The following is a 13,951-nucleotide window of genomic DNA, read 5'->3' as shown; positions in this document are numbered from 1 at the left end:
CCTGCCGGGCTCCTACGGGAGCGGGCGCCGGTCCCTGACCTGTGCCCGGTCCGCCGCCGCGGCACCCGCGTGCCATCCGGCCTCGTCGGTGACCCCACGCATCCGGGTCGTCACGGTCTCGGGGAACATCCGGTCCAGGTGGTCCGCGACCGCCACATCGCGGGCCGCGAGCACCGGCAGCAACTCCCCCTCCGTGGCGGTCACCTGGCCCTCTGCGACCGACGCGAGCCGGTCGCCGATCCGGTGCGCGTAGGCGGCGAGGAACGACTGCCGGAAGGTCTTCGTGCGCTTTCGGCCGCCCGCCCGCTGCGCCGCCTCCGCCTTCGTCATCGCCGCCGTGGCCTGCACGAGGAGCGAGGTGTAGAGCAGCTCGACCGCCTCCAGATCGGGTTCGAAGCCGACCACGGTCGAGAAGCCGAGGGCCTCGTTCCACACGGCCCGGCAGCGGTTCGCACCGGCCACCGCGTCCAGGAGCACCGCCTTGGCGGTCTCGTACGGCGGCTCGACGCCGATCCGGCAGGCGCCGGGCGCGTTCTTCGCGTGCGTCCGGGCGGCCAGCAACGCCTCGTCGATGCTGTGCCGCGCCATCAACTCCTGCGCCTTGGCGCTGAGTGCCTCCGCCTCCTCCGGGAACCCGGTCCCCTCCGCCTTCGCGAGCAGGGCGCGGATGCGGGTGAGCATGCGCGTCTCCTGCGGCGCGGCCGCCGTGGGCGCCGCACGCGGCGCGTCCAGCGGCTCGATGGCGGGCAGCCGCAGGAGCAGACGGTAGAGCTCCAGGACGGCGGTGGCACGGGAGAAGCGGTCGGTGCGGACGTCGTGGGGTTCGGCCTCCAACTCGTCGAGCTGGGCCGCCCAGCGCGCGCCCCTGGCCGAGCGGTCCGAGTCCCGCTCCTTGAGGATCGAGGACGTCACCAGGCGTACGTGTACGTCGTCCAGGTCGCGCCGCACGATCCGTACGACGTCGGCGGGCTGCCAGCCGCGCCGCCAGGCCGCCGCGACGAACTCCTCACCGCGCCCGGCGAGTTCGGCGTCGGAAGCCGGATCGGCGGCGAGCAGGGAGGCGCCGGTGTCGAGGGCCGATTCGGAGTCGGCGTAGAGGGCGGCCGCGAAGGCGCGCTCCACGATGCTGGACGTACTCATTCTCCGATCGTGTCACGGGCCGGCCGAGTCCCCGAGGTATGGCCTGCCCCACCCCCGGGACGCCCCCTGGTGGTCGTGTCCGGGCGGCCGGCGGACGGTTCGCTGGAGCCATGCCGAACACCGCCGCGCGCCTCCGATCCCCCGCGGACCTCCAGCCCTCCGCCCCCCTCCGGCCTTCCGCAGGTCCCCGGCCTCTCGCACGCCTCCGGCCTTGCGTACGTGTCCGGCCTTCCGTACGACTCCGGCCCCCCGTACGTGTCCGACCCTCCGTACGGCTCCGGATCCCCGTATGTCTCCGGGCAGCCGGGGAGAGCCGGGCGGCCCGTGCGACCGGGGCGGAGCGGGTGGCGTGCTGAGCATCGCGTCGCTGCGGTCGCGCTGGCCGTCCCTTCTCGGGTGCTTTGTCGCCGTCACGCTCGGGGTGGCGGTGATGACGGCCATGGGGCTGGGCCTCGCCGCCGCGGTCGATCCGCCCACGCGCCCGCCGACCCGGTTCGCGGCCTCGCCGGTCGTGGTGATGGGCCAGGACACCCTCACGATGGAGGTCCGGCGGGGGCCGGGTACCGCCCTGGCATCGAAGCCGCTGGCGCATCCACACCCTGTGGACAGCGAATTGATCGCCGAACTCGGGACCTTGGGACGGGTCCGGACCGACGGCGCGGCCCGGGACGCGGTCGGCGTCGACGCTCCCGTCGCGGCCGTACGGCGGCTCGTCGGCGATCGCGCCCGTGTGCTCACCGGCGACGAACGGCACCGGGCCGATCCCTCCGCCGCGCGGGACGCCGAGGCGCTGGTCGGAGTCGACGCGCTGCTGGGCACGGCCGCCGGCGTGACGGCCTTCGTCTCGGTCTTCGTGACGGCGTCGACCTTCGCCTTCGTAGTGGCCCTGCGGCGAAGGGAGTTCGGGCTGCTGCGGCTGGTCGGCGCCCTGCCGGGGCAGGTCCGGCGGACCGTGCTCGGGGAGGCGCTCGCGGTGGGGCTGACGGCCTCGGCTGCGGGCTGTGTGCTGGGCGGCCGTGAAGCGCCTCTGCTCGTACGGTCGTTGGTGGACGGCGGGGTGGCGCCGCCCTGGTTCGCGCTGCGGGACGGGACGTACTGGCCGTACGAAGTCGCCTTCTGCACAGGGGTTTCGGTGGCCCTCGCGGGCGCCTGGGCCTCCGCGCGGCGGGCAGGGCGGACCGGCCCCCTGGAGGCGCTGCGCGAGGCGTCGGTGGACACGGGGGTGATGCCGCGTTCCCGGCGGGTGACCGGGGTGGTCCTGCTCGCGGCCGGACTCGGACTGACGGCCTGGACGCTGTACGCGGACCCGGCGGCGCTGTTGAAGCGCAAGACCTACGCGACGCAGCCGATGGTGCTGATCACAGCGGTGGCCGTGCTGGCGCCGATGCTGGTGGGTCCGGCCGTACGGCTGCTTCCGCTCCGGCGGCTCCCTCGTGCCTACGGGCTGCTGATCCGCGAGAACGCGGCGGCCTCCGTCCGGCGCACCGCCGCCGTGGCGGCTCCCGTACTGGTGACGGTCGCGCTGGCCGGATCGCTGCTCGGGTCGGCGGCGACCGTGACCGGAGCGCGGGCGACTGAGGCACGGGAGCGGACGCTGGCCCAGTTCGTCGTCACCGGTGATCACCTGAAGAAGGTGACGGTACCCGGCGCGACGGTGTCCGGGACCGCGTCGACCGCCGTCTTCGTGCGCGAGGAAGGGACCGCGCTCCTACGGTCGGACGCACGGGCGGTGAGCGACGTGGCGGCGTTCGCGTCGGTGACCCGGCTGCCGGTGGTCGCGGGCGACGTGCGCGATCTCGACGACCGCTCGATCGTCGTCGACGAGGAGTGGGAACGCCACGAGGTGGGCTCCTGGGTCTCCGTCCGGCTGGGCGACGGGCGGCCCGCCCGGCTGCGGATCGCGGCCGTCCTGGCACGCGGCACGGGCGACAACGGGGCGTACGTGACGGCGGCCAACGCACCGGGTTCGACCGTCGACCGCCTCGACGCGCGGGTGCTGCGCGGGGCCGACCCGGCGGCGGTCGCACAGGCGCTGCGGCTGTCCGGCGGCACGGTGCGCGCCACCCCGGCCTGGCTGGCCGCGACCCACCCGCGCGGCGGCCCGCAGACCCGGCTCGGACTCCTGGTGGTCCTGGGGATCGCCCTCGTCTACGCCGGGATCTCCCTCGCCGGCACCTGTCTGATGGCGACCTCCGCGCGGGGTGCGGAACTCCGGTCCCTGCGCCGGGCGGGCGCCACCCGGGCACAGGCGCTGGGTGTGGTCGCCGGCGAGGCGGCGGTCGCGGTCTGCGTGGGCGCGGCACTCGGCGCCGCCGTCGCCGGGGTGAATCTCGCGGGGCTGGCGGGAGCGCTGGGGCGGTTGTCGGCTCCGGTGGGCGTGGTGGTGCCCTGGGGGCCGCTGTCCTGGTGCGTGGGGGTGTGCCTGGTGATCGGGGTGGGGGCCTCAGTGGCGGGGGCGTGGGGGCGGACGTGACGGAACGGCCCCGTCGACCGACGCGACTGCTCTTCCCGACGCGACTCTCCGGGCCGCCGCGACTCTCCGGGCCGCCGCGACTCTCCGGGCCGGCGCGACTCTCCGGGCCGACGCGCCCCAGGTCGGCGCAACGCTCACCGGGCACACCGAAGCGCTCAACCGGAGCCGCCGAGGCGCCCCCGACTCGCGGACGCCTCCACCAGAACAGCTGTCAACTTCGGGTTGACACTCATGGACTGTCAACCTACCGTTGACATATGACGACGAATCCACCCGGCAAGGCATCTGTGCGCCTCGACGACCTCATCGAGGCCATCAAGAAGGTTCACAGCGACGCGCTCGACCAGCTCCAGGACGCGGTGATCGCGGCGGATCACCTGGGCGACGTGGCCGACCACCTGATCGGGCACTTCGTGGACCAGGCGCGGCGCTCGGGGGCGTCCTGGACGGACATCGGCAGGAGCATGGGAGTCACCCGGCAGGCCGCGCAGAAGCGGTTCGTCCCGAAGGCGGAGGCGGACCTCGACCCCAGCCAAGGGTTCGGCCGCTACACCGAGCGGGCCCGCAAGGTGGTCATGGTCGCGCACAACGAGTCCAAGGCCACGGGCTGCACCGAAGGACTGCCCGCGCACCTCGTCCTCGGCCTGCTCAGCGAGCCCGACGCACTCGCCGCACGAGCGATCACCGCCCAGGGCGTCTCGCTGGAAACCGTCCGCGAGGCGGCCACCGCGGCCCTCCCGCCCGCCGCCGACGAGGTCCCCGAACTGGTCCCGTACGGCCCCGCCGCCAAGAAGGTCCTTGAACTCACCTTCCGCGAGGCTCTCCGCCTCGGCCACAACTACGTCGGCACCGAGCACATCCTGCTCGCCCTCCTGGAGTTCGAGAACGGCGAGGGCGTCCTCAGCTCCGCCGGCGTCGACAAGGCGGCGTCCGAGGCACACATCGGACGCATGCTCGATGAGCTCGTCGAGCAGAAGGCGGCGGAGGGGAACGGATAGCGGAGGGCGATGATCGGCGGGAGGCTGCGGGCCCGGCGCGTCACGCGCCGCGTCGCCGAAGGGCATTGTCAGACCCCCCTGCGAGACTCGGAAGCATGACCGAGCGCTGGGCTCTCGCGCCGGCCGAGGACGGCGGCGTGGAGATCGCCGCCCTCGGCCCGGACGGGCTGCCCACGGGGCCGGTCCGCCGGGAGGCGGACCTCACCGAGGCCGTGCGCACCCGTCCGGACGTGAGCCGGTGGGTGTGGCGGTCGACGGCCGATGTCTATCCGAGACTGCTCGCCACGGGGGTGCGAGTGGAGCGGTGTTACGACATGGAGGCCGCCGAGACCCTGCTGCTCGGACACGAGGGGCGGCTCGGCGAGCCCCGGTCGGCGGCCGCCGCGGTGGCAAGACTGCGCGGCGGCCCCGTGCCGCCCGACCCGCCGCAGCGCTCCGCCGAGCCCGGTTCACAGTCCTCCCTCTTCGAACCGCGCCCGGTCCACCTACCGCTGGCGGATCTCCTCACGGTGTACGCCGACCAGCAGCGCCGCCACGACACGGCCACGCATCCGGGGCGGATGCGGCTGCTCACGGCATCCGAGTCCGCGGGGATGCTGGTCGCCGCCGAGATGAACCAGTCGGGGCTGCCGTGGAGCGCGGACGTCCACCGGGACGTGCTGCACGAACTGCTCGGCGAGCGGTACACCGGAGGCGGTGAACCCCGGCGCCTCGCCGAGCTCACCGACGAGGTCTCCGCCGCCTTCGGCCGACGGGTCAGACCCGATCTGCCGGCCGACGTCGTCAAGGCGTTCGCGCAGGCCGGGATCAAGGTCAAGTCCACCCGGCGGTGGGAGATCGAGTCGATCGACCATCCGGCCGTGAAGCCGCTCCTCGAATACAAGAAGCTGTACCGCATCTGGGTCGCCCACGGCTGGTCCTGGCTCCAGGACTGGGTGCGCGACGGCCGGTTCCGGCCCGAATACCTGCCGGGCGGGACGGTCACCGGACGCTGGGTGACGAACGGCGGCGGCGCCCTCCAGATCCCCAAGGTGATCCGGCGCGCCGTCGTCGCCGATCCCGGCTGGCGGCTGGTCGTCGCCGACGCCGACCAGATGGAGCCCCGCGTCCTCGCGGCCATCTCGCGCGACCCCGGCCTGATGGAGGTCGCGGGCCGCGAGAGCGACCTCTACCAGTCGGTGTCGGACCGGGCCTTCTCCGGCGACCGCGCACAGGCCAAACTCGCCGTGCTCGGCGCCGTCTACGGCCAGACGTCCGGCGACGGACTGAAGAATCTCGCACTGCTCCGCCGCCGTTTCCCCCAGGCCGTGGCCTACGTCGACGACGCGGCCCGCGCCGGCGAGGAGGGGCGCCTGGTGCGGACGTGGCTCGGGCGGACCTGCCCGCCGGCGGCCGGGACGGGCGAGGACAGCGGGGAAGAGGCGGGCATCCCGCAGGACGACGCCGTGGACACCCCCGTCGACCAGGGCTGGGTGCCGGGTTACGCCTCCTCCGACTCCCGCGCCCGCGGACGGTTCGCACGCAACTTCGTCGTGCAGGGCAGCGCCGCCGACTGGGCCCTGCTGGTCCTGGCGGCACTGCGCCGCACCTGCTCCCAGCTCGCCGCCGAGCTGGTCTTCTTCCAGCACGACGAGGTGATCGTGCACTGCCCCGAGGAGGAGGCCGACACCGTGGTGGCCGCCATCCGCGACGCGGCCGAACTCGCGGGCCGCCTCACCTTCGGGGAGACGCCGGTCCGCTTTCCGTTCACGACGGCGGTCGTGCGGTGCTACGCGGACGCCAAGTAGCCCGCCCACGCGGCCTCCTGGGTCTTCGGCCTGGGATTTCAGCCTGAGTCTTCAGCCTGGGGCTTCGGCCTGGGGCTTCGGCCTGGGGCTTCGGCCTGGGGCTTCGGCCCAGGATTCCGTCCGGGACGGCGAAGACGGTGGTGCCGGCGACGGCGACAGCGGTGATGGCAGCGATCGCGGCGGTGGTGGCGATGGCGGAGGCGGAGCCGGAGGCGATGGCGATGGCGATGGCGATGGCGGAGGAATCGACGGTGGGCAGCGCTACGTCGCGAGCAGCTTCCGCAGCTCGCCCGCCACCGGGCTGTCCGTCTCCTCCAGCGCCTCCAGCGCCGACGCCCACTCCTGATAGGCCGCTTCGGCGTCGCCTCTCTCCCGCAGCAGCAGCCCCTGCTGGTGGCGGGCGAGGCCCCCGGTGTACCGGTCGGCGCGACGGTCGGCGCGGCACCGCAGCAGATCGCACTCGCGCGCGGCCCGTTCCCACTGGCCGACGCCCCGCAGGGCGCGCACCAGACCGAGCCGGGTCTGTGACTCGCCGTGCCAGTCGCCGTGGCCGCCCAGGATGCGCAGGCTCTCCTCGAAGTGCGGTACGGCGGCGGCCGGTTCGCCGAGCGTGAGATGGGCGTAGCCGATGTTGCAGTGCGCGGAGTGCCGGATGATCACGTCCTGCACGGCGTCACCGATCGCGAGGCTGCGCTTGTGGTGGTCGATCGCGGCCCGTGGGTCGGTGTGCTCGTACAGGTTGCCGAGGTGGCTGTAGGTGATGGCCTCCATGTGCGGGTCACCCAACTCCCGCGAGAACTGGAGACTTTGGAGCAGGGCCTCACTGGACTCGGCGTAACGGCCGAGGCTTTCGAGCAGCATGCCCCTGTTGTTCAGCCCCCGCCGCATCCAGGACAGCACCCCGAGCCGACGCCAGATCGCGAGCGCCTGGTCGTTCAGGGCCAGAGCCTCGCCCACACGGCCCGTCACGAAGTGCAGACCCCCGAGATCGCCGAGCGCGTACGCCTCGGCGGCCTCGTCGCCGAGCCGCCGCGCCGCGTCGAGCGCGGCCCGGTGGAGAACCTCCAACTCGGCCACACGGCCACTGCGTTGGATGTACGGGTTGAGCATGCGGGCCAGCAGAGGAACGTACGGCGAGGTCTGCGCGTATCGCTCCGCCAGCGCGACCACGTTCGACAGTTCCGTGTCGCCCCAGGCGAAGGCCTCTCGCGCCGAACAGAACGGGGGCGTGGCCGCGACGTCCGCCGCGTGCCCGGCCGGCTGCGAGGCGGTCGGCCGGCTGCGGTCCTCCCGGTCGAGGCCGGGTTCGAGGATCGCCTCCAGGGAACGGGCGGCGACACCGGCGTACCAGCGCAGGGCGCGTTCCGCGACGACCGCGTCATGGCCGAGGGGAACGTCGACGACCACGTCGTGACCGGGCGGAACGGCATTTCCGTGGCTGCCCGGGGCGGCAGACCGGTCACCACCGGAGGCGACAACGCCGCCGGGGATGCCGGGGGCCCCGCCGACCCCGGCGGCCCGAGCGCCCGCGCCCGCCGTCGCGGCGACGCATTCCGCCGCGCCCGCGATCTCCCGGGCGAAATCCCGTACGAGGTCGTGGGGCGCGTAGCGGCCGTAGGCCGTCTCCTCCAGGAGGGCGACGTCGACGAGACGGTCGAGCGCGGCCTCGGCACGGCGCTCGTCGGTGCCGGTGAGGCGGGCGACGAGGGCGGCTCCGTAGACGGGCAGGTCGAGCGCGCCGATCCGGCACAGGGCGAGCGCCGCGTCCCGGTCGGCCTCACGCTCGGAGGCGCGCAGTGCGTCGTGGGCGACGGCGAGTGAGCGGCGCACGCTCAGATCGTCGTACTCCAGATGGTGCAAGCGTCCTTCCGTGGCGGCCAGTTGACCGGCAAGAACGTCCGGGGTGAGCGCGCGACGGGCGGCCAGGCGGGCCGCGACGACACGGAGGGCGAGCGGCAGCCGGCCGGTGAGTTCGACGAGAGGGTGCCCGCCGTCGAGTCCGTCCCGGCGGCCGGAGACCGCGCGGAGCAGTGCCGCGCTGTCCTCCTTCGTCAGCGGCGCGAGCGGGAATCGGTCGGCGCCGTCGAGGGCGGTGAGCGGCGAGCGGCTCGTCACGATCACCGCACAACCCGCGCCCGCCGGCAGCAGCGGCCGCACCTGTGCGGCGTGCGCCGCGTCGTCCAGCACCATGAGGGTGCGGGTGGGCGCGAGCATCGAGCGGAGCAACGCCGCCGCCGCGTCCGGGTGTTCGGGGATGCGCCGGGGTTCCGCGCCCAGGTCACGCAGGAGCGCGGCGAGCGCCTGACCGGCGGTGAGAGGGGTCATGCCGGGGGTGGCGCCGTGCAGGTTGACGTACAGCTGACCGTCGGGGAATCGTTCCCTCAGCCCGTGGGCGACGTGCAGCGCGAGTGCGCTCTTGCCGACGCCGGCCATCCCGCTGATCACCGCGACAGGGGACATCCCGGTGATCGCCCCCGCGAGCTTCGCGTCGCCGGGCACGCCTGCGGACGCGGCCCCGCCGGACGCGGTGCTGCCGAGCTCGCCGCGAGGGCGCTCCGGGCCTTCCGGATCCACCGGGTGGCCCGGGTCCAGGATCAGCCGCAGTTGATCGTGGATGTCCTCGCGTCCTGTGAAGTACGCCGGGGGCGGAGGGAGTTGGGCGGGGCGAGGCGCCACATCCGCGTCCAGGCCTCCCTCACCCTCCTGGTCCGCGTCCGCGAAACCGTCCCGGCGCCCGCCCGCGTCGCCGTCCCGGCGCCCACCGGGGCCCCGATAGCTGTCCCGCAGGATCTCCAGGTGGGCCCTGCGCACAGCGGGGCCCGGCTCGATACCGAGTTCCTCCACCAGGCGGGCCCGCAGGTCGCGGTGGACGGCGAGGGCCTCGGCCTGGCGTCCGGTGCGGTGCAGGACGAGCATGAGAAGCCGGTGGAAGGACTCGCGGAGCGGATGCTCGGCCGTGCGGGCGGCCAGCTCCGGTGCCAGCCGGCCGAGTCGGGAGGCCGTCGGAGCGAGGCACAGCTCCGCCTCGTACCGCCACTCCAGGACCAGCAGCCGGGCCTCCTCCAGACGCTGGACGAAGGCGTGTCCGCCGGTCTCGGGCGGCAGACCGCTCAGCGGGGTGCCGCGCCACAGCGCGAGCGCGGCGGTGCACTCGCGCAGCGCCCGTTCCCAGTCCCGCTCGGCGTGCGCATCGCGCGCGAAGGTGGCGTGCCGCTCGAAGACGCGGACGTCCAACTCGCCCTCACCGACCCGCAGGACGTACCCCGGCGGTACGGCGCGCAGCCGTTCCGGATCGTCCAGGAGACGGCGCAGCCGGGTCACGTGGTTCTGCAGGGACGCCTGGGCGGAAGCGGGCGGCGCCCCGCCCCACAGCGCGTCCTTGAGGACGTCGACGGAGACGACCCGGCCCGGTTCGAGGAGGAGCGCGGCCAGCAGGGCACGCGTCTTGCCGCTGCCGATCGAGCCGACCCCGCCGTCGGCGTCGTACAGGACCGGCGGCCCCAGCAGCCCGAACCGCAGCCCGTTCCGCATCTCGCCGCCCCACTGCCTCTCCGCCCGGCCGCTCCGGCCGCGCACCACGGCGAGATCCCGCCTTCTCGAGACGATTTCACGCCGACCGACTGATCGTTCCCTAAAGAACCGTTGGCCTCATGTTAGCGATCCGTTGGCGGGGCCTGATGTGATCAATACATCGGATCTGGCCCGACGGTGCGCGCGTACTACGCGTAACTCGGGGGAGTGTCGCCGCCGTGGCCGGATCCGGGGACGTGAGAGGCCCCGTCGTCGAGGTGATCGACCGGGGCCTCCGTCCGTTCCAGGGCCTGCGAGCCGGGGCCTGTGGCTCCCGGGCCCCAGGACCCGCCTAGATGACGGGCGGGCGCCCGAGCCGGGTGAGCCTCCACACCGTCCGCCACCGCATCGGACGTCGCTCTCCGCCGGACTGCCGCAGCCCCTCGGCGAATCCGCCGAACCAGGCCTTCAGTCCGCCGGCCGAACGCGTCCGCAGAAGCGTGAGCACGATCCAGATGCCGAGGTGCAGCGGTATCAGCGCCAGGGGAAGCCTGCGGCGGGTGAGCCAGACCCGGTTGCGGGCGGTCACGCGGTAGTAGATGGCGTGCCGGGCGGGCGAGGTCTTGGGGTGCTGGAGGAGCAGTTCGGGCTCGTACAGCACGGTCCAGCCGGCGTCGATGGCCCGCCAGGCGAGGTCGGTCTCCTCGTGCGCGAAGAAGAACTCGGCGGGCCAGTCCCCGGTCTCCGCCAGCATCGGCATGGACAGCGCGTGGCCGCCCCCGAGGAAGCCGGTGACCGGACCGCCGCGCATCGGGTCCTTGGCCCCGACCCTCGGCACATGACGGCGCTGCGTCTCCCCGTGCTCGTCGGCGATGCGGAAGCCGACGATGCCGAGCCGCGGCCTGGTGGCGTACAGGTCGCGCACCTTGCGCAGCACGTCGGCGTCGACCAGCAGCCCGTCGTCGTCGAGCTCGACGACGACGTCCACGTCCCCGAACTCACGGAGCCGGCTCAGCCCGACATTGCGGCCACCGGGGCAGCCGAGGTTGTCGTCCAGTTCGATGGCGGTCACCTCTCCCGGCAGGCCGAGGCGCTCGGCGAACTCGGGCAGCGGACAGCCGTTGCCGACGATCACGATCCGGGTGGGCGCCACGTCCTGCTTGGCCACGGAGGTGAGCAGTGCGTCGACCTCGACGGGCCGGTTGCCCATGGTGACCACGGCAACGGCGATCCGCGGCCCCTCCTCCGCCTGTGACACGACACCCACCCCATCCCGGCCGACAACTGTGCCGCGATGCTAGTCGTTCACCGGGACGACCCCCCACGTACGCCCTCACGTCCGCCGCGCGTACGTCCTGATCTACGCCCATACGTCCGCCGTCAGGAGCGCCGGTTCTCCTTGCGCCGGACGAATTTCAGCCCCGACCAGTCCTCCCCCAGCGCCGCCACCTTCACGTCGACGACGCCGAGCGGCAGGAACAGGTCCCGCAGATCGTTCTCCGTGATGTCACTGACGTGCCCGGCCGCCCGGCGGGGCCAGGCGATCCAGAGCATGGCCCTGTCGGACAGGTCCCGGACCAACTCGGCCGCCCGCGAAGCCAGTTCCGCGCGCTCCCGGAAGAAGGCGACGGTGACGTCCGCCCCCTTCGGGCCGCCGTCCTCGACCTCGCAGCCCTCGGGCAGTCCGGGGATCTCCCAGTCCCGCGGCCCATGGGTCAGCCGTACCCGCTGCCCCGCCTTGATGCCGATCTTCCGGGCGAGCGGAGTACCGGAGTACCCGCCGCCCGCAGCGCTGGATCCCGTCATTCCCGCAGGATGGCACCGCGCGGGCCAGGTCAGCCCGCGTACACGCTCCCGGGCTCGATTACCGGTTGTCGGCGAGCGGGTTCATGCTGGTGAGAGCGGCCCGGCGCCCCGGACTTCCCCGGCACTCCCGAGGATTCCCGAGGTCTCCCGAGCCGGGAACAGCGGGCGTCCCGTCCACCACCGGCGGGCGCCACAAGGTTCCGGAGGCGCCATGAGCTCACCATCCGTCCCGCCGCCCGCACCGCTGCCCCCGCAGGGGCCGGGCACCACGGAGAAGGGCCTCAAGGGCGGCGCCCTGGGCCTGTTCTCCAGCACGGTGATCGGGCTGGCCTCCACCGCTCCCGCCTACAGCCTCGCGGCGACCCTGGGCGTGATCGTCGGGATCGTGGGCTTCCAGTCACCCATCGTGATCGTCCTCGCCTTCATCCCGATGTTCCTGATCGCCTACGGCTACAAGGAGCTCAACCGGGCCGACCCCGACTGCGGCACCACGTTCACGTGGGCGGCCCGCGCGTTCGGCCCCCGTACCGGATGGCTGGGCGGATGGGGCATCGTCGCGGCCGACATCATCGTGATGGCCAACCTGGCCCAGATCGCGGGCGCGTACGGCTTCCAGCTCGTGGGCGCGGACGGGCTGGCGGAAAACACGTTCTGGGTCACCGTGGTCGGCGTCCTGTGGATCGCCGTGATGACCCTGATCTGCTACATCGGCATCGAGCTCTCGGCCAGCCTGCAGAAGGTGCTGCTCACCATCGAGATCGTGGTGCTGTGCCTGCTGGCGGTCACCGCGCTGGTCAAGGTGTACGGCGGTACGGCACCGAGCGTCTCGTCGGAGATCTCCTGGTCGTGGTTCAACCCCTTCGAGATCGGCTCCTTCGACGACCTGACCAAGAGCATCCTCGCCGGAGTCTTCATCTACTGGGGCTGGGACACCGCCGTGTCCGTGAACGAGGAGACCGTGGACCGCGACCGCACCCCGGGCCGCGCCGCCGTCATGTCCACCGTCATCCTGCTGCTCGTCTACCTGATGGTCACCACGTCCGCGCAGGCGTTCGCCGGGGTGGGCGAGCACGGCATCGGCCTCGGCAACCCGGACAACTCCGGAGACGTCCTGTCCAGCCTGGGCTCCGAGGTCTTCGGCTCCGGAGGCTGGGGCGAGGTCGCCACCAAACTCCTGATCCTCATGGTCCTCACCTCGGCGGCCGCCTCCACGCAGACGACCATCCTCCCCACGGCCCGCACGACCCTGTCCATGGCCGCCTTCAAGGCCATCCCCGGCCACTTCGCCCGTATCCACCCCCGCTTCCTCACCCCGACCTGGTCCACCGTGGGCATGGGACTGGCGTCGATCGCCTTCTACGTCATGCTCACCCAGGTGAGCGAAGACGTCCTGGCCGACTCCATCGGCTCGGTCGGCCTGATGATCGCCTTCTACTACGGCCTCACCGGCTTCGCCTGCGTCTGGTACTACCGCAAGGTCCTGACCCGCAGCCCACGCGACCTCTGGACGCGCGGGATCATGCCGGGCCTGGGCGGCGCCCTGCTCCTCTACTTCTTCATCAACGCCTGCGTGGTGTACGCCGCGGCGGACTACGGCAGCACCTCGTGGACCATGCCCTTCCCGCCGCACTGGCAACTCGGCGGCGTCTTCGTCACCGGCATCGGCGCGCTCCTTCTCGGCGCCGTCCTGATGCTCGCGTACGGCGCGTTCCGCCCGTCCTACTTCCGCAAGGAGACCATCCCGGTCTCGTCCCACCACCAGGACGGCCACTGACGACCGACCCGGAAGCCGGCCTCCCCGCGAACCCGAGGACGAAGGTTCCGGCGGGGCGGGTCGGACACCCCGGCCCGGCTGCGCGGTCGCGGCTACGCGGCCGCCGTGACGGCGGATAGCGGTGCGGCGGTGCGTGTGGCGGCAGCAGGCGCCGAAGTCCCGGGCCGACCGGGAGAATCAAGGGCACGATCCTGACGCCGGGTGACCCGCGCCCGGCGTCGCCACCACATCCGGAAAAAGCAAAAGCCCCAGGTCACGGCGAGTGAGTCCTGAGGCTTCCACAGAGCCGCCTTCGGGATTCGAACCCGAGACCTACGCATTACGAGTGCGTTGCTCTGGCCATCTGAGCTAAGGCGGCGCGCTGCCCACACCTATGGTGCGATCAGCAACGTCGGTAAGTCTACACAGTTTCCGAGGGTGCTCCGTACACGCCCCGGGGCATGCGCTCCAGGGGTGCGTGGCA

General features: G+C 73.0%; 8 protein-coding genes and 1 tRNA gene. 4 read left to right on the top strand and 5 right to left on the bottom strand.

Annotated features, from left to right (window positions below; genetic code table 11):
• Positions 1-12: 12 nt before the first annotated feature.
• A complete protein-coding gene (locus OG788_RS25255) occupies positions 13-1,140 on the bottom strand; it encodes a DUF2786 domain-containing protein (RefSeq protein ID WP_406373623.1) in 1,128 nt (375 codons plus the stop codon).
• A 349-nt stretch (positions 1,141-1,489) separates the two neighbouring features.
• Between OG788_RS25255 and OG788_RS25250 the strand changes: the two genes are divergently transcribed.
• From OG788_RS25250 to OG788_RS25240, 3 genes are all read left to right on the top strand, one after another.
• Complete coding sequence (locus OG788_RS25250; protein ID WP_406373621.1) at positions 1,490-3,613, top strand: FtsX-like permease family protein; 2,124 nt, start codon at positions 1,490-1,492, stop codon at positions 3,611-3,613.
• A 257-nt stretch (positions 3,614-3,870) separates the two neighbouring features.
• A complete protein-coding gene (locus OG788_RS25245) occupies positions 3,871-4,611 on the top strand; it encodes a Clp protease N-terminal domain-containing protein (protein WP_351542548.1) in 741 nt (246 codons plus the stop codon).
• A gap of 95 nt (positions 4,612-4,706) precedes the next feature.
• On the top strand, positions 4,707-6,398 hold the full coding sequence (locus OG788_RS25240; RefSeq protein WP_406373619.1) for a bifunctional 3'-5' exonuclease/DNA polymerase: 1,692 nt from the start codon (positions 4,707-4,709) through the stop codon (positions 6,396-6,398).
• Positions 6,399-6,659: 261 nt separating this feature from the next.
• Here OG788_RS25240 and OG788_RS25235 read toward each other — a convergent pair whose 3' ends face one another.
• The 3 genes from OG788_RS25235 to OG788_RS25225 form a co-directional block, all read right to left on the bottom strand.
• The gene (locus tag OG788_RS25235; protein WP_406376835.1) at positions 6,660-9,929 is read right to left on the bottom strand and encodes a BTAD domain-containing putative transcriptional regulator; all 3,270 of its coding nucleotides are present in this window, start codon (positions 9,927-9,929) and stop codon (positions 6,660-6,662) included.
• A gap of 331 nt (positions 9,930-10,260) precedes the next feature.
• Positions 10,261-11,175, bottom strand: coding sequence for a glycosyltransferase family 2 protein (locus tag OG788_RS25230; RefSeq protein WP_406373617.1), 915 nt, complete (start codon positions 11,173-11,175; stop codon positions 10,261-10,263).
• 113 nt (positions 11,176-11,288) lie between these two features.
• Complete coding sequence (locus OG788_RS25225; RefSeq protein ID WP_406373615.1) at positions 11,289-11,714, bottom strand: DUF3052 domain-containing protein; 426 nt, start codon at positions 11,712-11,714, stop codon at positions 11,289-11,291.
• A 211-nt stretch (positions 11,715-11,925) separates the two neighbouring features.
• Here OG788_RS25225 and OG788_RS25220 point away from each other — a divergent pair, with 211 nt between their 5' ends.
• Positions 11,926-13,488 (top strand): APC family permease, encoded by a 1,563-nt coding sequence (locus tag OG788_RS25220; RefSeq protein ID WP_406373613.1) that lies wholly within the window; start codon positions 11,926-11,928, stop codon positions 13,486-13,488.
• A gap of 284 nt (positions 13,489-13,772) precedes the next feature.
• Here OG788_RS25220 and OG788_RS25215 read toward each other — a convergent pair.
• Positions 13,773-13,846: transfer RNA gene (locus tag OG788_RS25215), tRNA-Thr, on the bottom strand.
• Between the last annotated feature and the right edge of the window lie 105 nt (positions 13,847-13,951).

Source organism: Streptomyces sp. NBC_00647 (genome assembly GCF_045207245.1).
Classification (GTDB): Bacteria; Actinomycetota; Actinomycetes; order Streptomycetales; family Streptomycetaceae; genus Streptomyces.
This window is presented reverse-complemented; position numbering and strand designations above follow the sequence as displayed.

Bases quoted from the DNA above. Each gene is read 5' to 3' on its own strand.
- OG788_RS25245 (WP_351542548.1), top strand. From the start codon at position 3,871: ATGACGACGAATCCACCCGGCAAGGCATCTGTGCGCCTCGACGACCTC.
- OG788_RS25240 (WP_406373619.1), top strand. From the start codon at position 4,707: ATGACCGAGCGCTGGGCTCTCGCGCCGGCCGAGGACGGCGGCGTGGAG.
- OG788_RS25235 (WP_406376835.1), bottom strand. From the start codon at position 9,929: ATGCGGAACGGGCTGCGGTTCGGGCTGCTGGGGCCGCCGGTCCTGTAC.
- OG788_RS25225 (WP_406373615.1), bottom strand. From the start codon at position 11,714: ATGACGGGATCCAGCGCTGCGGGCGGCGGGTACTCCGGTACTCCGCTC.
- OG788_RS25255 (WP_406373623.1), bottom strand. From the start codon at position 1,140: ATGAGTACGTCCAGCATCGTGGAGCGCGCCTTCGCGGCCGCCCTCTAC.
- OG788_RS25220 (WP_406373613.1), top strand. From the start codon at position 11,926: ATGAGCTCACCATCCGTCCCGCCGCCCGCACCGCTGCCCCCGCAGGGG.